Raw genomic sequence first — 21,958 nt, 5'->3', positions numbered from 1 at the left:
GATCTGAAACGCGCCCTCAACAATGCCAAAGTCAGGGATAATCACCTGAAACTGCGGCACTTCTCCGTCAAAGAAAATTTGGCGCGCGCGCTCATCCGTGCCCTCGTCGCGAAACACGCCAGACCCCGAGATCGAGGCGCTCTTGACCCCCGCCCCAGACAGCAATTCACGCCAGCCTCCGGCACTCTCCATGGAGGTCACATCAACCTGCTCCGCGTTAAACGATATCCGCGTGGCGCGAAGCCCCGCGATGGTCTCGAACTGCCCGTCACCGGTCAGATCCACTTTCAACAATAAGTCCTTGCCGCGTTGTACGCCCATGGCCCGTCTCCATCCGTTTGTCTCAAAGGAAAACGCCCGCGTATTCACGCATCACGCCCCTCATCATTGCTTCAAAAATACCTAAGTTCCGCCGCTCACCTCCGGCACGCCGATCGCGGCAAATTCACCCGTCATCCACACGCGCCCGAAACGTCATGTCGATACGCCGCACCGCACCAGTCCCTACACGGCTCGCCTTGGCCTTAAGGAACCGGCACGACACCAGCCGCCCCCGCTCCAGCGCTAAATCCGCATCAATCAGCAAATCGCACACCGCAGCGCCCGCTTGTTTCGCCGTGGAAAACCCCGCCGCATCCGTCACCACGGAAATCACAAACTCATGCAGCGCGCCGCCCGCCGATCCGTCCGATCCCGCGCGCACGTTCTCTGGTCCCAAGGTGACATATAGCTCCGGCAGGCTGCCCGCAGGCTCCGCATCAAAGATCGCCCCTCCCACAAGGGCACTCAAACCGCTGTCCCCCGCCAATGCCCCAAAGACCGCCCCTTGCAGGGCTGCTGATACTGCATAGGTCATCCCGTAACCTCCTCAGTGGCAAAGCAGGTCAGGTAGCGCCCATCCAGGTCGTATTCAGCGACACCAAGTATCCGGTACACCCGCGCGCCCTCACGAAACCGCTGATCGGGTTGCGGGCGGGCGTACGATCCCTCCGCCGCGCCTCGCACCACAATCTTGTAGGCCACAGCCGAGACCGTCACCCCCGCTCCAAATCGCTCGCGCCCCGTGCCCGCTTTCATCTGCGCCCATAGCTCACCAAGCGGCATCCACGCTTCCGTGTACCCCCCTGCGCCATCCGCCACACGCACCGCGTGCTCAAGCGTCAGGCGTCTGTTCAACACCACAGCCATCAGCGCGCTCCCAGTACACGAATGTTGCGGTATGGCTCGAGCAAAGACACCACTCCAAACGGCATGGCCTTCACCACGCCGCTCATCTCATGCCGGTGCTCGTAGTAATGCGCGCCCAGCATCAAAATCGCTTGCTGCATATCCGCTGGAATGTCGTCCCAACTGGCGCCGAACCCCGCGGTGAAGCTCACCACCGCTTCACCGTCCTCGGAAATGCTCGGCAAGCAAGACCCTTTGGCAAACAATCGCGGGCGGTGCGTGTCTCGCTCCAAGCCGTATAGCTCCGTATCTACCTCGCTCACGTTACCTTCAACGTCGCGCAACCCAACGCTGGTGATCGCGGTCACAGGGGCCACAGGCAGCGGTTGATGCCCATACTCGGCCCATCTGGACAAACGCCACTGCAAAACCCGCTCGAACAATACCTTGCCCGTGCGCGCCTCCACGGCGGCAAGCGTGGCGCGTAGATATCCTGCCAGCAGGTCATCTTGCAGGCTGTCGTCGGCAAAGCCGGTCCCTAGACGCAAATGCGCCTTAAACGCCTCAATCGGCAGGGCTTCAAAGGGGGTGGTGGTCAGGTCAACCAGCTCCATGATCCATCTCCAAACGGTCAGTTTCAGTAAGTCGCAATTGCGGAGTGCCGGGCGCGGTGCATCCCGCGCCCGGCCGGATCAGCTTTAGGAGGTCGCGAACTTCAGCAGCTTGATCGCGGCAAAGTCCGACACGTCGCCGCCCACGCGTTTGGTGGCGTAGAACAACACATGCGGTTTGGCCGAGAACGGGTCACGCAGGATGCGCAGGTCTGGGCGCTCCGCCACGGTGTAGCCTTTGGAGAAGTCGCCAAACGCAATCGCGGTCTCACCAGAAGCAATGTCCGGCATGTCCTCGCCAATCAGCACAGGGTAGCCCATCAAGCGTGCAGGCTCGCCCGCCGCCAAGCCGTCAGACCACAAGAAGCGCCCGTCCGCGTCCTTCATCTTGCGCACGGCACCCGCCGTTTTGGAATTCATCACAAAGGCCGCGTTGGAGCGATAGCGCGCACCCAGAGAGTACACCAAATCCACAATGCTCTCCGCCGGAGTGCCAGAGGCAAAATCACCGTCCACGCCGGTGGCGATGTAGCCAATGTTGCCCCATGCCCAGATCGCATCATCCACGGCCGTGTGCGTCAGGAAACCCTTGGGCTTGTCCACGCCGTCACCCATGATGAACGCCTCAGACTCAGCCGCCGCGAATTTGTCCGCGATGCGGCCCGCAAGCCAGCCCTCCACGTCAAACGCCGCGTCGTCCAATAGGCGCTGCGATGCCTTCGGCAAGGCAGACAACTCGTGCAACGGAATACTGATGCGGTCGAACTGCGGCGTGTCCGTCTCCGGTGAGGCCGCTTCCGTCGCCCAGCCAAAGCCCAGCTCGGTATGGTCCACCAGCACGTCGTAGGATGTGGCTTCCACATTCACCACATTGGCAATGGCGCGCAGGGACGCGGTGGACTTCAGCACTGTTGCAACCGTGTCGGATGTCTGCGGATCCACCAAGTAGCCACCATCTGCAGCCACAGCAGTGGTCAGACCTTTTTCCTCAACTTCGAGGCCGCGCAAACCATCGTCATCGCCACTTCGTAGATAGGCTTGAAAGGCCTTCTGATGAGGCACCTCGGCCTCAACAGCCGTGGATAAGGCCGGGCGTGCGGTGCGGGCGAAATTCTTGCGATCCAAATGGGTCATACGGTCTTCCTGTGATTGTAGTCGGGATTTCACGTCGGCCTGAAACTGGCCGAAGTCGTTCATAAATCCGGCCATCTCTTGGGCCAGATCAAAAGCCGGAGCCGTGCCATCAGGCGCGCGCCCTCCGGCCCGGGACTTAGTCTCGGGTTTGGTCATGTCATGTCCTGCATGTTGCTACGTTGTGATGCTCAGCCCTCGCTGAGCGTATGACGCAGGGTGCGAAACACCCCCGCTAGGTCCTGCGCCGACGTGTCCAGCGCGGCATCGTCGGATTTACCCGCCACCCGCGCCTCTTGAAGCATCGGGAAGGTCACAAGCGACACCTCCCATAACTCCAGCTCTGCCAAGTGCCTCCGGCCTTTGGCATCCCTCTCGGCCTTCACCGTTCGGTATCCGATGGACAGCCCGTCGATGGCCCCCGCCTCGATCAGGGCCGCCGCCTCAAACCCTTGGCGGGTCTCGGTCAACAGGCGTCCCTTCACGTAGAGGCCGTGCGCGTCTTCGCGCACCTCATCCCAAACGCCGATGGGCTGCGCGGGGTCGTGTTGCCACAACAGTTTCACGCTCGTGCCGCTGGCCTTCAGCCGCTCAAGCGAGCCGCTATACGCCCCCTGACGCACCACGTCGCCGCCCTGATCCACTTCGCCAAATACGGACGCATAGCCCGTAATCGTGGCATTGGCACCCAGCTCGACTTGATCGCCTATTTGGCAAAATTTTCGCTCTAACTCAGGCCCGTAATAATCTGACATCATTCACCTATTTTGAATTATCTACGGCAGAAAAACGCCGGTTACAGTTTCCTTCAACACGGCGGCAGCCACGCCAAAGATCGTCAGCCAAACGCGCTTTTCCAGCCGCTCCAGCCGCGCCTCGATCTGACCCAGCCGGTAATCCAGCGCAGTCCAACGTTCCGCCTGCACCCGCTCCAGCGCTTCCAACTTCAACATCGGGGCCAGCTCCATGCCGCTTTCAAACGGCTCATAAAGATAGCGCGATCCCCCGCCCCTATGTGGGCGCTCTTTGGCCTCCATCAGCTAGGCTCCGCAGGCAGCCCCAACAGCACGCGCTTCTCAGAGGCACTCAAGAAGTCCGCGCCAGCCACGCGCTTCCACTGCGCCTCACGCTCCACGCCCAAGGCGGGGATTTGGTCCAGATCCGCGCTCAAGCTCACCGCCTCGCCGGACAACTCCCCCAGCCAATGCGACACCGATCCCAGCACCTTGGCTGCCAATGGCAGCACCGTCAGACGGTAGAACGCGCGGTTCGCTTCCGCGTAATTGGCGTAAGTCGCGTCACCTGGTATCCCCAGCAACATCGGCGGCACCCCAAAGGCCTGCGCAATCTCGCGCGCGGCGGCCTCTTTGGTCTTCTGAAACTCCATGTCCGACGGTGAGAACCCCATCGGCTTCCAGTCCAAGCCCCCTTCCAGCAGCATCGGGCGCCCCGCATTACGCGCCCCTTGGTGATGCGCCTCCATCTCAACCTGCAGCCGCTCAAACTGGTCGTTGGTCATCGATTGTTGGCCATCCCCACCTTTGTAGACAATAGCGCCAGAGGGCCGTGCCGCATTATCCAGCAGCGCCTTCGACCAGCGCGACGCGCTGTTATGCACGTCAATCGCCGTCGCTGCCGCCTGTAGGGGCGAGAACCCATAGTGGTCATCTTGCGGATGAAAACTGCGAATATGGCAGATCGGGGCCAAGTCGCCCGTCATGCTAAACCGATGCTTGCGTCCCCCCACCGCGTATTCATAGGCCGCAGGCCAGCCGTCCGCACCGGGCACCAAATGCATCCGTTCGGAGCGCAGCACATGCAGCTCCACCGGCACACCGTCCCCAAGGCCCACCGCCTCCAGATACCCGTTCCCCGACAACAATAGCTGCCCGTACAAAGCCTCCAGCATCTCCGCGCGGCCCTGCGCTTGGTTGGGCCGCGACATCAGCGCCAGCACCGGATGCGTCTCAAACCGTTGCGCCTCGTCTTGCAAAACCAGCGGCAAGGCCGCCGCCGCCTCCGCTATCATCTTCACGGATCGGAACCCCACAGGGTTCGCCGCAAAGCCAGAGCGCGTCAGTGACGGCGTGTCCCGTGGGCTCCACGCAATGCCGCGCCCGCCATAAGCCAGCACCTTGCCCGTGGCCGAGGCCTTCGCTTCCGGCACATCCGCCTGCGCCATATCCACCGACCCACGCCGCAAAAAGTCAAACACCATCATCCGGCTCCTGTTCGTCCAAAAGAAAAGGCCCCCTTGGTGCGATCCAAAGGGGCCTCAATTGTCTGTCGTCTAAGGCCTACCTTGGCCGTTCATCGCGTCTTGAGGGCAATTTAGCGCACAGCCCCTAAGATCAAATTACACCACCGTACGGTGCCCTGCTTCGGGCTAAAGTGTGCGTATCCGTGCGTGCGGGGCCGCCGCACCCGTCAACTCGGTCAATGCCCAAACCAAAGCATCCACACGGTCCGGCGACCCAGACCCGTGAAACCCCGTGGTCGTCATCTGGCACATCTGGTCTTCCAATGCGCCCAAGTCGCCAAAGTGTTTCACGCGCCCCTGTTCGTATAAAGCCGCCACAGGTTCCGCCCGCGCCGCCTTGCCGCGCGACGCATGCACAGACCGATACGGCACCAATGGGTCCAACTGGTGGATCAAGGTCTCGACCAAATCCCCCCCTTGGTTCACTTCCGCTACGATCCGGTCCGCGCCGTGGCGCTCATAGGCCGCAATCGCGGCATGCGCCCAGCCCGTCGGGGTCGCACCTTCCACTGTGGCGTCTTCAATCACCACCGCGCTCCAGTGCTTGCCACTGCGCACCAAGCCCGCAACCACAATCCCACACGCGTCCGAGGCTTTCTTCGAAGACACCGCAGGGTCCACCGCCACAACCACGCGCTCAAACTCCGGCAGCTCCGCCACGCGCGCATCTTCCAGCATCCCAGAGGCCCACAAAGCCCCCTCTAAATCGTCCAGCAACAAGCCGTCCAATTCCTGACGCCCCATCCGTGTGTTGCCAAAACGGGCGCGCACTTCCTCCAAGAACGATCCCGCCAAATTGGCGCGGTTCGCTTCCGTCGGCGCATGGGTCACAACGGTGGTGCCCGCGTCCAGCACTTGCTTCAGCACCTTCACGTTGCGCGGGGTCGTGGTGATCACCTGTTGCGGGCAGTCGCCCAAACGCAGGGCGAATTGCAATTGGTCATAGGCGTCACGCGCCTTCTTCCACTTGGCCAGCTCATCCACCCAAGCCGCGTCAAACTGCGGTCCGCGCATGTGCTCTGGTGATGACGCGCTATGCGCTTCCGCCACTGCCCCATTCGGCCAAACCAAACGGCGCCGCGTCGCTTGCCACTCTGGCCGCCTGTCAGGGGGCGAGCACGCCATGATCCCGCTATCGCCAAAAATCATCACATCGCGCACCTGATCGAAGGTCTCACCCACCAAGGCCACCCGTTTAGCTCGACCCGCGTCACCGGGCATGTCGCCCTCAACCATTCCGCGTACCCATTCGGCGCCCGCGCGGGTTTTACCCGCGCCGCGCCCCCCCATGATCACCCAAGAGCGCCAGTCGCCCTCCGGCGGCACTTGGTGCGGATGTGCCCAGAAATCAAACAGATACGGCAGTGCGCACAGCTCATGCTCACTCAACCCGTCAAGAAATGCCTCCTGAACCGCGCGCGGCTCGGATGCTATCAAGTCGGCGCCCGATCTCAAGTCGGGCGTCTCCAAGGTTAAGGGCGTATTCCCCTGCTCGGCCGGCACGCTTTGTGCGGTGTTCATCTAGTTTTCCTTCCGCGTCTCTACTCATATTCAACAATTGCTGAAGCTCTGCTCTCAGCATCGGTTTAAAACTCGGCGGGACCGACTGATCCTCGCGCACTCGTTGCCATTCCCGCCTGACCTTGACCCTCAGGTCTTGGGTCATGTTGGTCAGGTCTTCCAATATCTCGTCTACAGTTTGCGTCACCGATGGGTCCGGCGAACCGGATTTTTCGGGGGTCTCTGTCATGGGGCCTCCTACCTCTGTCGCGCAATGCGATTAGGCTCAGTCAGGGGTCGAAAACGAAAAAAGCGGCCAAGGGTCTGATGCCCTATGCCGCTTTCTCAAATGTTTCCGTCTTGAGAGGTCTTATCCCTCATCCGCGCTCAAAAGTCAAGAAAATCCAACCTCGCTGAACCTGCGAACGCTGTGTCTTAACAAAGAGTTAGCGCATCAGTTGTTAGCGTTCCGTTCCGCTTCAATCTTGCGCCACTCGGCCACGTTTTTGTTGTGGTCTTGGATGGTGACCGCAAAGGCGTGACCGCCCGTGCCGTCCGCCACAAAGAAGATAAAGGGCGTCTCATCGGGGTTCAGTGCTGCCTCAATCGCCAATTTACCAGGGTTGGCAATCGGCGTCGGGGTCAGGCCCGGAATGGCATAGGTATTGAATGGCGTCTCGCGGTCCAGCTCGGAGCGCCGCAGGCCACGCCCAAGCACACCCTCGCCACGCGTAATCCCATAGATCACCGCAGGGTCCGTTTGCAGTTTCATCCCTTGGCGCAAACGGTTGGTAAACACGCTGGCCACTTGGCGGCGCTCTTCGGCGATGCCGGTTTCTTTCTCGATGATAGAGGCAAGGATCAACGCTTCCTCGGGCGACGCCAGCGGAACGCTCGTATCCCGCGCCTCCCAAGCGTCGGCCAAAATCTTCTCCTGAGCTGCCTGCATCTTCGCAATCAACTCGTTGCGGTCACTGCCCGGCTTCAGCTCATAGCTGTCCGGCGCAAGGCTGCCCTCTGCAGGTGTCGCGGCAATCTCGCCTTCCAACACATCCAATGCCTTCAGACTGTCCGCAATCTGCCAACTCGTAGCGCCCTCGGCCACAGCCACACGGTAGCGCACATCACGGTCGTCACGGGCCTCGACATAGACCTGCGGTGCCTCATCTTCGCCTGGCACAAAGCTCGCGGTCTCAACGTAGGCGTTGGTTGCAGGGTCCAACTCGCGCACAACGGCGCTGCGTGCGGTGACACCAATGCGGTAAACCACTTCCGTGCCGCAGGTGTTCTGGCCACCGCGCGTCACGATGTCCACGATCTCCTCCATCGAGGTCTCGGCAGGCACCAAAAAGCTACCCGCTTTCAGCTGCTGGGATTTCTCGGCGTAATCCGCACCGATCCGGAAGATGCGCCCGTTGGACACAGCCCCCTTCGCCTCCAAGTCCCGCGAGACCAAGGCCATCGAGCCACCCAATGGAACACGCACGCAAATTGCGTCCTCCAACGGGCCACTGCTGGTGTATTGCGACTTGCCCCAGCCCACCAATGCGCCAGCGCAAACCAGCAACAAGATGAACAGGGTTAGGAAATTGGAAGCGATGGATTTCCACATGAGCGGATTACACTTTCCCCATAATCAGGCAGGCGTTGGTGCCGCCAAAGCCAAAACTGTTGGACAGAACCACATTAACTTCACGCTCCACCGCCTTGTTTGCACACAAGTTAATGTCCGTGTCAGAAGCAGGGTTGTCAAGATTGATCGTCGGCGGGCAAACATTGTCGCGCATCGCCAAGATGCAGAAAATTGCCTCAATCGCACCAGCCGCACCCAGCAGGTGACCCGTCATGGATTTCGTCGAAGACATCGCCGCATCCTTGCACGCATCGCCAAGCAACCGCTCCACGGCACCCAACTCGATCGTGTCCGCCATGGTCGATGTGCCATGCGCGTTGATGTAGTCGATCTGGCTTGGCTCAATGCCCGCACGCTTCACAGCCGCACGCATCGCGCGTTCTGCGCCCTCGTGATCCGCTGGCGGGGCGGTGATGTGGTGCGCGTCGCCTGATAGCCCGTAGCCCAGCACTTCGCCGTAAATTTTCGCGCCGCGCGCTTTGGCGTGCTCGTATTCTTCCAGCACAACAACGCCAGCGCCCTCGCCCATAACGAAGCCGTCACGGTCCGCGTCCCATGGGCGCGAGGCCTTGGTTGGGTCTTCCGCACCAGTGGTCGATAGCGCCTTGCAGGCGTTAAAGCCCGCGATGCCAATTTCGCAAATCGGGCTTTCCGCACCGCCTGCGACCATCACATCCGCATCGTCCAATGCAATCAGCCGTGCCGCATCACCAATGGCATGCGCACCTGTAGAGCACGCCGTCACAACCGCATGGTTCGGACCTTTAAAGCCATAGCGAATGGACACTTGCCCAGACACCAAGTTCACCAAAGCACCTGGAATAAAGAACGGCGAGACGCGGCGTGGGCCACGTTCCTTGATCAACACCGCAGTGTCCGCAATAGACGACAGACCGCCAATGCCGGACCCGATCATAACGCCCGTGCGTTCCAACGATTCCGTATCCTCAGGCGTCCAGCCCGCGTCTTCCACCGCTTGTTGCGCCGCCGCCATGCCGTAAAGGATGAAGTCATCAACTTTACGCTGCTCTTTGGGGTGCATGTAGTCGGCGGCGTTGAATTCGCCCTCGCCCTCGCCGCGCGGTACTTCGCAGGCGTAGCCGGTTCCCAGATGGGTGGCGTCAAATTTCTCAATGGTGCGCGCGCCGGATTTTCCCGCCAACGCATTCTTCCACGTGGTCTCCACGCCGTCGCCCAAAGGCGTCACCATTCCAAGACCGGTAATTACTACTCGACGCATACCCCACCCCTTTTGTTTTGTAGCACAAGGTTTATCCCTCGCGTCATACACGCCTACCCCCCATAGGGGCAAGGCATCTGCGTATGAATTCACATTAGCGTTTCAGATGGGGCGGGAACTTCCCGCCTTCAACCCCCTGCGCTATAAACCGAGCATGTATCAAGTCTACAGCATCGATCATTCTCTCTATTGCGCGAAACTGCGCCTCGCCTTGCGCACCAAGGGGCTCGAGTGGTCCGATGTGCCCCCACCCAGCGATTACCTCTCCTGGGTTCCCACAGGAAATCTGCCCGCGCTGGTGGATGGCGACCTGACGCTTACTGACAGCGAGGCAATTGCCGAATACCTTGAGGAAAAGCACCCTACCCCCGCAATGCTACCCCAAGGCATTATCCCACGTGCCAAATGTCGTGAGCTGTCGCGGCTTCATGACACAAGGCTAGAGCCAGCCCTGCGCCTGCTGTTTCGCAATGTGGCACCAACAACCCGCATCCCGTCCGAGATTGAGGCCGCCCATATTGAGATTACCAAGCGCCTCACCGCGCTAAGCACGCTCCTTGACCAAAGCCCGCTCCCCCGTGATCGCTTGTGGCTCAGTGATTGCGGGTTGATCGTGACGCTGGAATGGCTCGACATTATGGAGGCCCACGCCGTGCTGCCCTTGTTGCATTGGTCAGACACCGTACGCAGCTACCGTTCGCAGATGCAGGCACTGCCCCAAGTCGCAACAGAGCTGGCGTTTTACCGCCCGCATATGGCGGAATGGATGGACAGCAAGCGCACGCCCTAATTCCCCGCCGCACGTTACTCGCTCACCCCACCATAAACACGTCATAGCGCGTGGATTTGCCCAGTATCTGGTGCGAGCAGGCCCGCACGCCCTCAATCGGGTCGGCCTTTGCAGGCCATTTTAGCACCACCCGTTTGCGCGCATGCTCTAGCGCAGAACGCAGCAGGTCGGCCGCGTCCTCATCGGTGCCCACGATCTCGCGCACTTGGCGCAGCTCCCGCTTCACAAGCGCTGAGTTTTTGCGCGGCGGGTGCATGGGGTCGATCAAAACCGCCTCGCCCCCTAGGTCCGGCAACAGGTCTTTGGCGTCACCGTGCAATAGGGTCATCCGCTCTATGATCTCGCGAAATTCGCCGCCCTCACGCGCGGCGTCCTGCATGCCTTGCGCCAACAAGGCGTGCATCTGTGCCGAGCGCTCAATCATCGTCACTTGCGCCCCAAGGGACGCCAACAAGAACGAATCCCGCCCAAGCCCTGCGGTCGCATCCACAATCATCGGGGTCTTGCCTTTGCGCAGCCCCATGGCCTTAGCCAAATCCTGCCCGCGCCCGCCGCCAAACTTCAACCGATGCCCAACAGCACCACCGACAAAATCAACCCGCAGCTCGCCCTCTTTTGTCATGCTCTGATCACCGCTAAATTTCGTTGAGAGCGTGGCATCCGCGTCCAGTACCCCTGCACGCGCAAGTCATACGCGCACAGCCATTGATTTGAAGGGGAAAGCGCCAAACTTGCTAGAATTTAGCTCTCAAGGGCGCTTTGCAGGATAGCCGTCGGGGATCGACCAGAAGTTCTGCTGACGAGAGGTCAACGGCCTAGTGGCACTCCCCGGTGCCGCACCTGTTTGTAACAACAGCGCTATGTCGGACAAAGCGCCAGGGTCGGTGGCGTAATAGCTGTGGTTAATCAAGCCAGAGGTCTGGGGCACATCGACGAAATCGACATTGCGCACGTTTTTGAAGATTTGACGCTCCGTTTCGTTTAGCGCCGTGTTCTGCAGCCGCCCAAATCTGACGCCATCCATAAGGCGTTGCGACAATCTCAGCGCGCCGTCCGAGCGGTTGGTGTAGACAGTAATGCGTCCGATCGCAGGGGCAAACCGCTCCGCAATCAAGCGCTGACCAACAACACCGAAGTCGAGATCTGGGGCCGCGAGGATCAGGTTCTTAACCTTGAGGACTTTGCGCGGGTTCTTGCCCCCGCCGCGAGCCTCGATGACCAATTCGCGCAGGGCTGTGGTCACAACATCGGTTCCCCTGCTGTGGGCAATAATGTTGATGTCGCGCACCTCGGGAATGTCGGCAAGGACCCGCATCATTTGCTTGAAATGGAACAAGGTAAATTCGCCGGATTCTCGGTCCGTGAAGTACCCCAGAACGCCACCACTGCCCGACGGCCATGAATACAGAATGGGAACGCCATTGCGGCCCGCAAAATGCCAGACATTCGTGAGAGCAAAGGCTGCCTCGTTGAACTCGGTGTTCACTCCATGAACCAACATCGTGACTTCGGAGCCACCAGACTTCTTCAGTTTGCCGCGAATAAGGGACCGGAATTTCTGTATCGCTTTGCGTTGCTCAGCCTGTGCCTTTGGCAAAATTTCAGGCCGACCGTTTCGCACCGCAAACGGCAAAGGCGTCTGCGGGAAATTCCCAACTTTGGCAATGCCGGCGACTTCCAGTTCAAACCCTTTACGGGATCCGTCTTCATTGCTGGTAGAGACGATCTCATCCCAGCCTATGTCGGATTCAAATCCAACCGAAACCGTGCCAAACTTCAACGCCCGAGAGCGCCCTGTCCCAAACCCGCCGCTCACAAGTTCAACGCGGTCTGTTGCATACACCAGCTCAGCGCTAGAGGAGCGATTAAACGGGGAAATGTTCTCAGCGGGGTATTTCGTCCCCTCGACATAAAGCGTTGGGGTGGGCGAAAGCTTAGGAACCGCGGTGCAAGCGGACAGCGCAATCGAGACGAACGTCATGATATATATATATTTAGATAGCATCCGCGCATCTTACCTGAATTTCTTTAACACGCGCAAAAGAATTCGGGGGCTTTCAACCAACATTACCGTGAAACCCGTGAATGACCAATTCGCTCGTGGGTCTCCATGCGTATCCGAAGGCTCCCGCTAGCCAGTGCAGGCATGTTCCGTGATGTATCCACGTGGGCGCCAAATGCGTTCCAAACAACAAAAATGGCGCCCCAGAGGGCGCCATTTTTAGTCTCGTCAAAACTGTAAGCTAAAGCTTAGGAAGCTTCGGAGATGAATTTTGTCGCGTCGCCGAAAGTCTGGATGGTTTCAGCAGCGTCGTCTGGGATCTCGATGCCAAACTCTTCTTCGAACGCCATAACCAGCTCAACGGTGTCGAGGCTGTCTGCGCCCAGATCGTCGATGAACGATGCGTTTTCAACAACTTTGTCTTCTTCTACACCAAGGTGCTCGACAACGATTTTCTTAACGCGGTCTGCGATATCGCTCATGTTGTATTCCTCGTATTTGCTCGGGCATTGCCCGATTGGTGGCGGGTAGGTTTCCCTACCCAGTTGGTGATTGGCCATTTGGCCTGTTATATCGTCGCAGATGCGACAGCCGAGGTATCCCCCAGCAATAGCTGCGCCGCCTATAGCACACCAATTAGGGAACGCAAACGCTTATGCAACCCATTGCTGACCTAAGGTAAGACGCCGCTAGGCTACGCTTAGATCATCGCCATTCCGCCGTTCACATGCAGCGTAGTGCCTGTGGTATAGCCCGCTTGCGTGCTTGCCAGATACAGTGCTGCCGCCGCAATCTCGCCCGCGTCACCCATGCGACCAGCAGGAATTTGCCCAAGGATACCAGCCTTTTGATCATCATTCAGCTTGTCCGTCATCGCGGTGCTAATGAAGCCCGGTGCGATGCAGTTCACTGTGATGCCGCGTGATGCAACCTCGTAGGCCAGCGATTTGGACATGCCCACCATACCCGCCTTGGAGGCCGCATAATTGCCCTGCCCCGGGTTGCCAGTGGCCCCCACAACACTAGAGATATTTACGATCCGGCCCCAACGCGCCTTCATCATGCCGCGCAAAACGCCTTTGCACAGCTTGAAGGTCGAGGTCAGGTTCACGTCGATCACCGACTGCCATTCGTCATCCGACATGCGCATAAACAGGTTGTCGCGGGTGATGCCCGCGTTGTTGACCAGCACGTCCACGGACCCCATCGCCGCAACCGCTTGCTTTGGCAGAGCGTCCACGGCGTCCATGTCGCTCAGGTTGCACGGCAACACATGTGCGCGCTCGCCCAACTCGGCAGCCAAGGCCTCCAACGGCTCCACGCGGGTGCCAGACAGGCCAACAGTTGCGCCTTGTGCGTGCAGCGCCTTGGCAATTTCGCCGCCGATGCCGCCCGATGCGCCAGTGATCAGCGCTGATTTTCCGTCTAGGTTAAACATCTTACTGCCCCTTCTTAATTTAGCTTAACGTGTCACCACGCCGTATTTAATCATTTCACTTCGGGTCATCACATGCACGTCGTCAAACGGTGCGGCCTCTATTGTGAACCAATAAAAAGCATCCGAGCCCAACATATCTTCAGTATAGTCGCGTGTCTGGTCGTGCTCTGAGGAGTCGCGCGGGTAGTCACGCGCCGACCCAAAACCGCTTTTCCATTCATGCACACCCATAACCGCCCCTGCGGCCACGCTGCGCTCGACGCCGGCTAAGAATAAATCAACCCCGCCGGAAAACACCTCCGAGTCCGCAGTCATGCGTGTATTGAGGCCTCGCTCGCGCAGTTGGTAACCCATTTCAGCCACGACCTCATCATCAATCGAGCCTTCAACATCACCCAACACCACTTCCCTCAAGGCAGGATTGTCATCAAGCGCTTGAGTGAATTGACGCAAGGCACGCGTATTTATAAGGCCATCGACATGTAACGCATCTCCTTTTACCTGCAATTGCAGGGTCTGGGACATATTCTCCACCGTCCCACAGCCCGCCAACAAGGCTAGGCCAAAGAGGCCAGCTTTAAGCATTCAGCGCGTCCACTGCCGCCTTCACGTCCGCAGCCGTGCCAACCGCGCGGCTGGTTATGTCGCGGTTGATGCGGCGGATCATGCCGGACAAGGCTTTGCCCGCGCCGACTTCCCAAACCTCTGTCACGCCCTGCTCGCCCATGTAGCCCACGCTTTCGCGCCAGCGCACGGAGCCCGTGACCTGCTCCACAAGCAAGTTGCGAATGGTTGCCGGATCGCTAATAGACGCCGCCAGAACGTTCGCCACCAGTGGCACCGAAGGGCGCTCAATATCAACGCCACCCAAAGCAACCGCCATGGCTTCCGCCGCAGGTTGCATCAAGGTGCAATGGAACGGCGCGCTTACCGGCAAAAGCACCGCACGCTTGGCACCGCGCTCTTTGGCCAGATCGACCGCGCGCTCCACAGCTGCCTTGTGGCCAGAAACCACAACCTGCCCCGGATCATTGTCGTTGGCGGCTTGGCACACTTCGTCGCCTGCAGCTTCCTCTGCCACGGCTTGCACCGCCTCAAAGTCCAGCCCCAGCAAGGCTGCCATTGCGCCCACGCCCACTGGCACCGCCTCTTGCATGGCCAAGCCACGCGCACGCAGCAACCGCGCGGTGTCCGCAACCGAAATTGCACCAGCCGCCGCCAGTGCCGAATATTCGCCCAAGGAGTGCCCAGCCACGTAAGATGCCGCCTCAACGCCCACACCTTCCGACTTCAACGCCGCCATCACCGCCAAGGATGTCGCCATCAAGGCGGGCTGCGCGTTTTGCGTCAGGGTCAATGTGTCCTGCTCGCCGTTCCAGATAAGGTCCGACAGCTTTTCGCCCAAGGCGTCATCAACTTCATCGAACACCGCTTTGGCTTCTGGGTAGGCCTCCGCAAGATCGCGTCCCATCCCAATGGTCTGGGCCCCTTGTCCCGGAAATACAAATGCGCGCATGGACTGCTCCCCTATAATTTTCTTCGCGTTTTAAACGGGTCTATCCGACCCGCCGCCGCCTCACAAGCTCCCCCAAGGGCAACGCGCACAAATCCTGTGCACTGCTTGGTGATTTCCATTACCGTTATACAGAGTTTAAGTAGCCAGCACCAAATTCAGGAATGACCAATGCGCGCCAACAGCACCACCACTTATGGATCCGTGACCAAGAGCTTTCACTGGCTGACGGCCCTGCTGGTCATTTCCATGATCCCTCTGGGCATCTACGCCAACGGGCTTCCCTTCGATACTGGCGAGGCCTTGGCGCATAAGGCGCAGATGTTCTCGGTCCATAAAACACTTGGGGTGTTCATCTTCTTCACCGCCCTCGCTCGCATCATCTGGGCGGTGAGCAATCCCAAACCTGCGCTGCTGAACGCGGATAAAAAGATGGAATCCCTGCTGGCTGAGATCGTGCATTGGTCCCTCTATGCCGCATTGGTTCTTGTGCCCCTGACCGGCTGGGTTCACCACGCCTCCACTACGGGATTTGCCCCGATTTGGTGGCCATTTGGGCAAGACCTGCCCTTTGTCCCCAAGAATGAGGTGCTGGCCCATAATTCCGCCTCCCTACACATTATATTCGAGCGGGTCTTGGCCGTCTCCATCGTGCTGCATGTTCTGGGCGCGTTGAAGCACCACTTCGTCGACAAGGACATCACCCTGAAGCGCATGCTCCCGGGCACGACGGAACCTGATAGCATCCCCCCCCAACATCGCAGCTTCACCCCCATCTTTGGGGCCATCGGCGCCTATCTGTTGGCCTTGCTGGTTGGGGCAAGTCTGGGGCTGTTCTCTGCCCCCGCGCATGATCATTCAGATGGGCATCATGACCACGATCATGATCACGGCCATGAAACTGTGCAAGAAGCAGTCGTGGACAGCGGCTGGGCCGTTCAAGACGGCACCCTATCGATCACCGTGCGCCAATTCGGGGCCGACGTGACGGGCAGCTTTGCCGAGTGGACCGCAGCCATCAACTTTGACGAAAGCGCAGATGAGGACGGCAAGTACGGCGACGTCGAGGTACAGATCGCCATCGCCTCCCTCACCTTGGGGTCCATCACGGGGCAAGCCATCGGGCCAGAATTCTTGGACGCCGCCACCCATGACACCGCCACCTTCAAGGCCGACATCCTAGCAGATGGGGACGGCTACACCGCCAACGGGACATTGACGCTTGCAGGCACCACCTCGCCCGTGAACCTGCCCTTCACGCTCCAGATCGATGGCGACACGGCCACCATGCAGGCCCAGTCAAGTTTGGACCGCAAGGACTTCAAGGTCGGTGAATCCTACCCCGGCGAAGGCTCCGTCAGTTTCGCCGTTGGGGTAGGCGTAGAGCTAACCGCCACCCGTAACTAGAGCTTCGTCAAGGCGTCACTAAAGAAGCTCTCCGCACCGAAGTTGCCGGATTTCAGCGTCACAGCGATCTCCTCGCCCGCGCTTTGGGCAAAGCACCACGGCACACCGGGGGCGATCTCGGCGCCGATGGTCAGCCGTGTCACACCTAGCGCCTTGGTCACGGCGCCTGAAGTCTCGCCCCCAGCCACGACGAAACGCCGCGTACCAAGTTCGCGTGCTTTCACGGCCAAGGTGGCTAAAGCGTCCTCGACCAATGCGCCCGCTTTGGCGATGCCCAATTTGTCTTGCGCAGCCTTCACATTAGAAGGCTCCGCTGTGGCATAGATAATCTTGGCGCTCTCTAAAGGCTGCTTTTCCAACCAAGCCAGCGCCGCACCTACGCCTTCTTGCGCCAGTTCCAGCGGGTCCAGACGGTAGCCATCGGCCTGCCTCAGATAGTCGGAAACTTGCGCGCGCGTCATGGCCGAGCAGCTGCCCGACAAAACTATCGCTGCTTCCGGCAACTTAGGCGTCGCCATCTTCGGTGCGTCTGCATCAAGGGTGCCGTCCTTTAGATACAACTCCGGCAATGCCATCGCGACGGCGCTGCCCCCCGTCAGGAACGTCATGTCGCGGCAAGCCTCTGAGATCACTTGCAGGTCGTCGTTCGACACAGCGTCCACGACCACATGCGCCACGCCATTTTGCTTTAACTCCGCCAATCGGGCACGCAAGGCGTCCGCGCCCTTCTCGACCACCAACCGGTTCGCCAACCCAACGGGGCGTGTAACCTGCGGCTCCAACAAGCGCATCAAATTGCTGTCGCGCATTGGGGTCAGCGGGTGATCTTTCATCGGGCTTTCGCCAAGGGGTTGCTCCCCCACAAACAGGTTGCCCATGAAGATCGAACGGCCATTCTCTGGGAATGCAGGGCAATAAATCGTCTGATCCGCCCCAAGCCGCGCCATCAGGGCCTCTGCCACAGGGCCGATGTTGCCTTGCGCCGTGCTGTCAAAGGTTGAGCAATACTTCCAAAAGAACCGTGCTGCGCCCGCAGCTTGCAGCCACTCCAGCGCGCGCAGGCATTCGGCCACGGCCTCCGCCACCGGCTCCGTGCGGCACTTTAGGGCAATCACCTCGAAGGCCGCCGTATCCGTGGGCGGCGCATCGGGGACGCCCATATGCAGGTTCACCCTCACACCCGATCGCGCCAGAAGCCCCGCTAAATCGGTGGCCCCTGTAAAGTCATCCGCGATGCAACCAAGAACCGTCATGCCATACCCGGCAAGGTGATGCCGCCCTTAGTTGCCAACAACTTAGCCACCGCCGCGTCGTCTTCGCGCCCCATGCCCGCCGCCGAGGCCTCTTTAAACAAGGCCAATGCGGTTTCGGACAAAGGTACCGGATGCGTGTCCGCCTCGCCCGTCACAATGCCAAGGTCTTTGACGAAAATATCTACCGCTGAATGCGGGGTGTAATCCCCCTCCACGATATGCGCTCCACGGTTGCCGAACATCCAAGAGTTGCCCGCGCATTCCTGAATAACCTCATGCAGCATGCCCAAATCCAGCCCGATCTTGGCGCCCAATGTCATGGCCTCCGCCGCTGCTGCAATGTGGACGCCAGCCAAAAGCTGGTTAATCATCTTCACCTGAGAGCCTTTGCCAGCCTCGTCGCCCAAGCGGTAAACCTTGGTGGCAATCGCGTCCAAACAGGCTTCAGCCGCGTCAAATGCCTCGGCGCGTCCTGCGGCCATGATCGTCATCTCGCCGGTCAGTGCTTTGGCCGAGCCGCCCGATACCGGTCCGTCAATCGCCAACATGCCCGCCGCCTCGATGCGCTGCGCAAGGTCCACGGCCCGCGACGGTTCCATGGTAACACATGTGACAAAGACCGTGCCTTGTTTTGCGGCAGCAACCGCTCCGCCCGCCCCGAACAACACGTCCTCGGCCTGCTCCCCGTTCACAACGAAAATGAGCACCACATCAGCCCCTGCGCAAGCGTCACTCACGCAAGCATGGCTATCACCGCCCTTTGCGGCAAAGGCTTCCAGCACGTCCTCACGGATATCGACGCCCTGCGTGGTGATGCCAGCCCTTAGCAATGAAACTGCAGCACCCCAGCCCATAGAACCCAGCCCAATAACGGCTGCGGTAGGTAGTTTTGACATGAGGCCCTCCCAAGCACAAATTTCAATATTATTAGATAATTTCGAAATTTGTGCATTTTCTTGAGAATGCTGTCAATTGCAGATGCCCCTTCCAATCCGCCAAAACAAAAACCCCGCCGGTTACACTACCGACGGGGCTTAGCTGTGTTTAGCACCAAGGTGCTTTAATTATTCAACTTTTTCAGCTTCTACAGAAATCTGAATTTCGACTTCGTCGCTTACATATGGAACAGCAAGATCAACACCATACTCGGAGCGCAGAACAGTGGCCGTCGCGTTGAAGCCCAACCATTCTTTTTCGCTTTGTGGGTGCTTGCCGGATTTGTTCAGAACTGCGTCCAGAACGATAGGCTTGCTTGTGCCGTTGATGGCCAAGTCGCCTGTAATCTTTGCGGTCTTTTCGCCAGTCACTTCGATACCGGTAGATGTGAAGGCGATAACGCCACCCGATGCCGCGTCTAGCATTTTAGGAGAAAGGAAATGTGCTGTGCGCTTTTCCCACCCCGTAAACATGCCTGCAACCGGCATGGACACGCTTACCGAAGACTCGGCTGGGTGTGCCTCATCATAGGCGATTTCGCCTTCAAAGCCCGAAAACATGCCATATGTCGTGGAAAAACCAAGGTGGTTATAGCTGAAAACGATCTGGCTGTGGCTGGCGTCTAGCTTGTATTTGTCAGCCGCGAAGGAAGCAGTGGAGGCCAGCGCGAAAGCGGCGGCAAGAACGAGGGATTTCATGATGGATGGTCCTTTTCAAAATGGCGTAGAGCGAATGTTATTTTCTATTCTTGGCTTGGAAAGGCAATTCCACCCTGATCAACAGATTGTGTGCATATATGCGAAACAGTTGATCGCCCGAACAATCTTAAAAACAAGGGCCAAACCCCTTGCGCCCTGCCCCATCCCTGCTATACCGCGCGAACCTTCGTGAAACTATTTGAACCGCGATGCCACTCGTGGATGGGTGCGAAGGTCCAAGATGCCCGTCCTGTGAAGCACGCCTTAAAAGTAAGAGGAATTACACATGCCAATGTATGAGCACGTGTTTATCTCGCGCCAAGACCTGAGCAACACACAAGCTGAAGGTCTTATCGAGCACTTCTCCGCAGTCCTGTCGGACAATGGCGGCAAAGTTGTCGAGCACGAGTACTGGGGCCTGAAGACTATGGCCTACAAGATCAACAAAAACCGCAAAGGCCACTACGCATTCGTTCGTTCAGATGCACCTGCCCCAGCTGTTCAGGAAATGGAACGCCTGATGCGCCTGCATGACGACGTCATGCGTGTTCTGACCATCAAGGTCGACGAGCACGAAGAAGGCCCATCCGTTCAGATGCAGAAGCGCGACGAGCGTGAACGCCGCCCTCGCAACTAATATTGTTGACTTGAAAATAAGGAGCTAAACCATGGCTGCTAAACCATTTTTCCGCCGTCGTAAGTCCGATCCGTTTGAGGGCGATAACGCCCCGAAGATCGACTATAAAGACACTCGCACCCTGCAGCGCTACGTTTCCGAGCGTGGCAAAATCGTCCCATCGCGTATCACCGCTGTTGGCGCCAAGAACCAGCGTGCGCTGGCCCGTGCCATCAAACGCGCACGTTTCTTGGCCCTTCTGCCCTACGCAGTGAAGTAAGGAGCAAAGCACATGCAAGTTATCCTTCTGGAACGCGTCGCTAAACTCGGCCAAATGGGCGAGATCGTAGACGTAAAGCCGGGCTACGCCCGCAACTACCTCTTGCCACAAGGCAAGGCGATGAACTCGACCAAAGCCAACATGGCGGTTTTTGAAGCGCAAAAAGCGCAGCTCGAAGCCAACAACTTGGAAACCAAGAAAGAAGCCGAAGCAATGGCTGACAAACTTGGCGGCCAACAGTTCATTGTGATTCGTCAGGCATCTGACGCTGGCGCTCTGTACGGCTCCGTTACAACACGTGACGCAGCAGACAGTGCCACAGCCGAAGGCTTCACGATCGACCGCGGCCAAGTCGTGCTGGAACGCCCGATTAAATACCTCGGCGTTCATGAGGTGATTGTACGTCTGCACCCTGAAGTGGACACCACATTCGCACTGAACGTGGCACGCTCTGTTGAAGAAGCAGAACTGCAAGCCTCCGGCAAGTCCATCCAAGAGCTGGCAGCTGAAGCAGAAGCTGAAGCTGAGTTCGAAATTTCCGAACTGTTCGACGATATGGGCGCTGCGGCGGCTGACGACGACGAATTGACTGACGCGGCTCCTGAAGCCCCAGCAGAAGAAGAAGTTAAAGACGAGGAGTAAGCCCCTCTTCACTTCTTACAGATTTAAGGCCGCCTTTTCTAAGGCGGCCTTTTTCTTTGCGGAATATTCTTCACGAAGAAAGCCGCCCCCGAAGGAGCGGCCAAATAGATGCTAAAAAGGCAGTTTAAAATTAGGCAACGCCAGTGTCTGCGCGCAGGCGACGTAGCAATGGTTCTAACTCCATCATGTCGCCACCAAATAGTTTAACGCGGTGATCCCCATGGGCGCGCAAATTGATACGCCCGTAGTCCCAACGGGTCAGAACACTGCGCAGGTCAGTCATCAGGTTGCTACCTTCAAGATCAATGCGGGTGATTTCCTCAAAACGAAACGTTGTGCGGGAACGCTTGAACCCCGTAATCCCGTGACACACCACATGCAGAACACGCCCTTTAAGGTCGACTTGCACCTCGCCGCTCTTTCCGGAAAGGGCGCCGCTAAAGACAAAAGCAGAGGCAACAATGAACAAAACCGAAGACAGCATGACTTTCGATAATATTGGATCACCTGGGAAGTTCGCATCTGCCAGCGTCCAGACCATTCCGCCAGCGGCTATCAACCCCAAGCAGGTCGCGACAGCCGCGATTCTAGCAACATAAGAGAGAGAGCCATCTGGCTTAACTTCTTGAACACGGTATCCTCGCGATGAGTGCTTTACGTCCACGGATGACTGCTGTTCCGGTCCGTCTAATGTGTAATCCATCAAAGTCATTACGTTTCCCTTACCGTAAATTAGATGGAAACAATCTGGCGGTGAAATATGACAACATTTCAGCAAATGTGAGCCATTGCAGCGGCATTTTGGACTGGACAGCAGAACAACAAAAAAGGCCGCCCGCAA

General features: G+C 58.6%; 26 protein-coding genes. 5 read left to right on the top strand and 21 right to left on the bottom strand.

The features are described from left to right. The 11 genes from ABJN86_RS15300 to fabF form a co-directional block, all read right to left on the bottom strand. On the bottom strand, nucleotides 1-321 hold a 321-nt coding region (locus tag ABJN86_RS15300; RefSeq protein WP_348432279.1), incomplete at its 3' end, for a phage major tail protein, TP901-1 family. A 124-nt stretch (nucleotides 322-445) separates the two neighbouring features. Beyond that, the gene (locus ABJN86_RS15295) at nucleotides 446-856 is read right to left on the bottom strand and encodes a DUF3168 domain-containing protein (RefSeq protein ID WP_348363075.1); all 411 of its coding nucleotides are present in this window, start codon (nucleotides 854-856) and stop codon (nucleotides 446-448) included. Further along, complete coding sequence (locus ABJN86_RS15290; RefSeq protein ID WP_348363076.1) at nucleotides 853-1,188, bottom strand: phage head closure protein; 336 nt, start codon at nucleotides 1,186-1,188, stop codon at nucleotides 853-855. The genes ABJN86_RS15295 and ABJN86_RS15290 overlap by 4 nt, the downstream gene beginning before the upstream one ends. Further along, nucleotides 1,188-1,781, bottom strand: coding sequence for a head-tail connector protein (locus tag ABJN86_RS15285; protein WP_348363078.1), 594 nt, complete (start codon nucleotides 1,779-1,781; stop codon nucleotides 1,188-1,190). The genes ABJN86_RS15290 and ABJN86_RS15285 overlap by 1 nt, the downstream gene beginning before the upstream one ends. Nucleotides 1,782-1,865: 84 nt before the next feature. Next, nucleotides 1,866-3,068, bottom strand: coding sequence for a phage major capsid protein (locus ABJN86_RS15280; RefSeq protein WP_348363080.1), 1,203 nt, complete (start codon nucleotides 3,066-3,068; stop codon nucleotides 1,866-1,868). A 32-nt stretch (nucleotides 3,069-3,100) separates the two neighbouring features. Continuing rightward, a complete protein-coding gene (locus ABJN86_RS15275) occupies nucleotides 3,101-3,664 on the bottom strand; it encodes an HK97 family phage prohead protease (protein ID WP_348363757.1) in 564 nt (187 codons plus the stop codon). A 21-nt stretch (nucleotides 3,665-3,685) separates the two neighbouring features. After that, nucleotides 3,686-3,946, bottom strand: coding sequence for a hypothetical protein (locus ABJN86_RS15270; RefSeq protein ID WP_348363081.1), 261 nt, complete (start codon nucleotides 3,944-3,946; stop codon nucleotides 3,686-3,688). Continuing rightward, entirely contained in the window at nucleotides 3,946-5,127 is a 1,182-nt protein-coding gene (locus ABJN86_RS15265; protein ID WP_348363083.1) for a phage portal protein, read from the bottom strand. Before ABJN86_RS15265 ends, ABJN86_RS15270 begins: the two co-directional genes overlap by 1 nt. Before the next feature lie 168 nt (nucleotides 5,128-5,295). Then, a complete protein-coding gene (locus tag ABJN86_RS15260; protein ID WP_348363758.1) occupies nucleotides 5,296-6,624 on the bottom strand; it encodes a terminase family protein in 1,329 nt (442 codons plus the stop codon). A gap of 499 nt (nucleotides 6,625-7,123) precedes the next feature. Continuing rightward, nucleotides 7,124-8,281 carry an endolytic transglycosylase MltG gene (mltG, locus tag ABJN86_RS15255; RefSeq protein ID WP_348363085.1) on the bottom strand — a complete coding sequence of 386 codons (1,158 nt, stop codon included), beginning with the start codon at nucleotides 8,279-8,281 and terminating at the stop codon, nucleotides 7,124-7,126. A 7-nt stretch (nucleotides 8,282-8,288) separates the two neighbouring features. Beyond that, entirely contained in the window at nucleotides 8,289-9,542 is a 1,254-nt protein-coding gene (gene fabF, locus ABJN86_RS15250) for a beta-ketoacyl-ACP synthase II (RefSeq protein ID WP_348363086.1), read from the bottom strand. A 106-nt stretch (nucleotides 9,543-9,648) separates the two neighbouring features. Here fabF and ABJN86_RS15245 point away from each other — a divergent pair, with 106 nt between their 5' ends. Further along, nucleotides 9,649-10,332, top strand: coding sequence for a glutathione S-transferase family protein (locus ABJN86_RS15245; protein WP_348363087.1), 684 nt, complete (start codon nucleotides 9,649-9,651; stop codon nucleotides 10,330-10,332). Between the two features lie 22 nt (nucleotides 10,333-10,354). Here the strand turns inward: ABJN86_RS15245 and ABJN86_RS15240 are convergent, their stop codons facing one another. The 6 genes from ABJN86_RS15240 to fabD form a co-directional block, all read right to left on the bottom strand. Then, nucleotides 10,355-10,954: a class I SAM-dependent methyltransferase gene (locus ABJN86_RS15240; RefSeq protein WP_348363089.1), complete on the bottom strand. Its 600-nt coding sequence runs from the start codon at nucleotides 10,952-10,954 to the stop codon at nucleotides 10,355-10,357. A 126-nt stretch (nucleotides 10,955-11,080) separates the two neighbouring features. Then, nucleotides 11,081-12,337, bottom strand: a complete 1,257-nt coding sequence (locus ABJN86_RS15235) for an alpha/beta hydrolase (RefSeq protein WP_348363091.1) — start codon at nucleotides 12,335-12,337, stop codon at nucleotides 11,081-11,083. A gap of 245 nt (nucleotides 12,338-12,582) precedes the next feature. After that, complete coding sequence (locus tag ABJN86_RS15230; protein WP_348363092.1) at nucleotides 12,583-12,816, bottom strand: acyl carrier protein; 234 nt, start codon at nucleotides 12,814-12,816, stop codon at nucleotides 12,583-12,585. A gap of 218 nt (nucleotides 12,817-13,034) precedes the next feature. After that, on the bottom strand, nucleotides 13,035-13,772 hold the full coding sequence (fabG, locus tag ABJN86_RS15225) for a 3-oxoacyl-[acyl-carrier-protein] reductase (RefSeq protein WP_348363094.1): 738 nt from the start codon (nucleotides 13,770-13,772) through the stop codon (nucleotides 13,035-13,037). Nucleotides 13,773-13,796: 24 nt separating this feature from the next. Continuing rightward, nucleotides 13,797-14,357 (bottom strand): hypothetical protein, encoded by a 561-nt coding sequence (locus ABJN86_RS15220; RefSeq protein WP_348363095.1) that lies wholly within the window; start codon nucleotides 14,355-14,357, stop codon nucleotides 13,797-13,799. Then, nucleotides 14,350-15,288 (bottom strand): ACP S-malonyltransferase, encoded by a 939-nt coding sequence (fabD, locus tag ABJN86_RS15215; protein WP_348363096.1) that lies wholly within the window; start codon nucleotides 15,286-15,288, stop codon nucleotides 14,350-14,352. The genes ABJN86_RS15220 and fabD overlap by 8 nt, the downstream gene beginning before the upstream one ends. Nucleotides 15,289-15,456: 168 nt before the next feature. Between fabD and ABJN86_RS15210 the strand changes: the two genes are divergently transcribed. Beyond that, on the top strand, nucleotides 15,457-16,692 hold the full coding sequence (locus ABJN86_RS15210) for a cytochrome b/b6 domain-containing protein (RefSeq protein ID WP_348363097.1): 1,236 nt from the start codon (nucleotides 15,457-15,459) through the stop codon (nucleotides 16,690-16,692). On the opposite strand, the gene otnK is transcribed toward ABJN86_RS15210, so the two are convergent. The 3 genes from otnK to ABJN86_RS15195 all read right to left on the bottom strand — a co-directional run bounded on the left by otnK (nucleotide 16,689) and on the right by ABJN86_RS15195 (nucleotide 19,579). Next, nucleotides 16,689-17,945, bottom strand: a complete 1,257-nt coding sequence (gene otnK, locus ABJN86_RS15205) for a 3-oxo-tetronate kinase (protein WP_348363099.1) — start codon at nucleotides 17,943-17,945, stop codon at nucleotides 16,689-16,691. The genes ABJN86_RS15210 and otnK overlap by 4 nt on opposite strands. After that, entirely contained in the window at nucleotides 17,942-18,841 is a 900-nt protein-coding gene (ltnD, locus tag ABJN86_RS15200; protein WP_348363101.1) for an L-threonate dehydrogenase, read from the bottom strand. Before ltnD ends, otnK begins: the two co-directional genes overlap by 4 nt. Before the next feature lie 168 nt (nucleotides 18,842-19,009). Next, nucleotides 19,010-19,579 carry a YceI family protein gene (locus tag ABJN86_RS15195; protein WP_348363103.1) on the bottom strand — a complete coding sequence of 190 codons (570 nt, stop codon included), beginning with the start codon at nucleotides 19,577-19,579 and terminating at the stop codon, nucleotides 19,010-19,012. A gap of 286 nt (nucleotides 19,580-19,865) precedes the next feature. Here ABJN86_RS15195 and rpsF point away from each other — a divergent pair, with 286 nt between their 5' ends. Genes rpsF through rplI form a run of 3 tightly spaced genes read left to right on the top strand, consistent with a single transcriptional unit; the run spans nucleotide 19,866 to nucleotide 21,117 of the window. After that, nucleotides 19,866-20,216 carry a 30S ribosomal protein S6 gene (gene rpsF, locus ABJN86_RS15190; RefSeq protein WP_348363105.1) on the top strand — a complete coding sequence of 117 codons (351 nt, stop codon included), beginning with the start codon at nucleotides 19,866-19,868 and terminating at the stop codon, nucleotides 20,214-20,216. Between the two features lie 31 nt (nucleotides 20,217-20,247). Further along, nucleotides 20,248-20,475 carry a 30S ribosomal protein S18 gene (rpsR, locus tag ABJN86_RS15185; RefSeq protein ID WP_073139131.1) on the top strand — a complete coding sequence of 76 codons (228 nt, stop codon included), beginning with the start codon at nucleotides 20,248-20,250 and terminating at the stop codon, nucleotides 20,473-20,475. Between the two features lie 12 nt (nucleotides 20,476-20,487). Beyond that, nucleotides 20,488-21,117 (top strand): 50S ribosomal protein L9, encoded by a 630-nt coding sequence (gene rplI / locus ABJN86_RS15180; RefSeq protein WP_348363107.1) that lies wholly within the window; start codon nucleotides 20,488-20,490, stop codon nucleotides 21,115-21,117. 130 nt (nucleotides 21,118-21,247) lie between these two features. Here the strand turns inward: rplI and ABJN86_RS15175 are convergent, their stop codons facing one another. Continuing rightward, nucleotides 21,248-21,829: a hypothetical protein gene (locus tag ABJN86_RS15175; protein WP_348363109.1), complete on the bottom strand. Its 582-nt coding sequence runs from the start codon at nucleotides 21,827-21,829 to the stop codon at nucleotides 21,248-21,250. Between the last annotated feature and the right edge of the window lie 129 nt (nucleotides 21,830-21,958).

The sequence above is a fragment of the Litoreibacter sp. genome, assembly GCF_039974535.1.
Classification (GTDB): domain Bacteria; phylum Pseudomonadota; class Alphaproteobacteria; order Rhodobacterales; family Rhodobacteraceae; genus Litoreibacter.
The sequence above is the reverse complement of the archived record's forward strand: the minus strand, read 5'-3'. Positions and strand labels throughout refer to the sequence as shown.

Coding starts and splice junctions, on each gene's coding strand:
- ABJN86_RS15295 (WP_348363075.1), bottom strand. CDS start 856: ATGACCTATGCAGTATCAGCAGCCCTGCAAGGGGCGGTCTTTGGGGCA.
- ABJN86_RS15290 (WP_348363076.1), bottom strand. CDS start 1,188: ATGGCTGTGGTGTTGAACAGACGCCTGACGCTTGAGCACGCGGTGCGT.
- ABJN86_RS15285 (WP_348363078.1), bottom strand. CDS start 1,781: ATGGAGCTGGTTGACCTGACCACCACCCCCTTTGAAGCCCTGCCGATT.
- ABJN86_RS15280 (WP_348363080.1), bottom strand. CDS start 3,068: ATGACCAAACCCGAGACTAAGTCCCGGGCCGGAGGGCGCGCGCCTGAT.
- ABJN86_RS15275 (WP_348363757.1), bottom strand. CDS start 3,664: ATGTCAGATTATTACGGGCCTGAGTTAGAGCGAAAATTTTGCCAAATA.
- ABJN86_RS15270 (WP_348363081.1), bottom strand. CDS start 3,946: ATGGAGGCCAAAGAGCGCCCACATAGGGGCGGGGGATCGCGCTATCTT.
- ABJN86_RS15265 (WP_348363083.1), bottom strand. CDS start 5,127: ATGGTGTTTGACTTTTTGCGGCGTGGGTCGGTGGATATGGCGCAGGCG.
- mltG (WP_348363085.1), bottom strand. CDS start 8,281: ATGTGGAAATCCATCGCTTCCAATTTCCTAACCCTGTTCATCTTGTTG.
- fabF (WP_348363086.1), bottom strand. CDS start 9,542: ATGCGTCGAGTAGTAATTACCGGTCTTGGAATGGTGACGCCTTTGGGC.
- ABJN86_RS15245 (WP_348363087.1), top strand. CDS start 9,649: ATGGGGCGGGAACTTCCCGCCTTCAACCCCCTGCGCTATAAACCGAGC.
- ABJN86_RS15240 (WP_348363089.1), bottom strand. CDS start 10,954: ATGACAAAAGAGGGCGAGCTGCGGGTTGATTTTGTCGGTGGTGCTGTT.
- ABJN86_RS15235 (WP_348363091.1), bottom strand. CDS start 12,337: ATGCTATCTAAATATATATATATCATGACGTTCGTCTCGATTGCGCTG.
- ABJN86_RS15230 (WP_348363092.1), bottom strand. CDS start 12,816: ATGAGCGATATCGCAGACCGCGTTAAGAAAATCGTTGTCGAGCACCTT.
- fabG (WP_348363094.1), bottom strand. CDS start 13,772: ATGTTTAACCTAGACGGAAAATCAGCGCTGATCACTGGCGCATCGGGC.
- ABJN86_RS15220 (WP_348363095.1), bottom strand. CDS start 14,357: ATGCTTAAAGCTGGCCTCTTTGGCCTAGCCTTGTTGGCGGGCTGTGGG.
- fabD (WP_348363096.1), bottom strand. CDS start 15,288: ATGCGCGCATTTGTATTTCCGGGACAAGGGGCCCAGACCATTGGGATG.
- ABJN86_RS15210 (WP_348363097.1), top strand. CDS start 15,457: ATGCGCGCCAACAGCACCACCACTTATGGATCCGTGACCAAGAGCTTT.
- otnK (WP_348363099.1), bottom strand. CDS start 17,945: ATGACGGTTCTTGGTTGCATCGCGGATGACTTTACAGGGGCCACCGAT.
- ltnD (WP_348363101.1), bottom strand. CDS start 18,841: ATGTCAAAACTACCTACCGCAGCCGTTATTGGGCTGGGTTCTATGGGC.
- ABJN86_RS15195 (WP_348363103.1), bottom strand. CDS start 19,579: ATGAAATCCCTCGTTCTTGCCGCCGCTTTCGCGCTGGCCTCCACTGCT.
- rpsF (WP_348363105.1), top strand. CDS start 19,866: ATGCCAATGTATGAGCACGTGTTTATCTCGCGCCAAGACCTGAGCAAC.
- rpsR (WP_073139131.1), top strand. CDS start 20,248: ATGGCTGCTAAACCATTTTTCCGCCGTCGTAAGTCCGATCCGTTTGAG.
- rplI (WP_348363107.1), top strand. CDS start 20,488: ATGCAAGTTATCCTTCTGGAACGCGTCGCTAAACTCGGCCAAATGGGC.
- ABJN86_RS15175 (WP_348363109.1), bottom strand. CDS start 21,829: ATGACTTTGATGGATTACACATTAGACGGACCGGAACAGCAGTCATCC.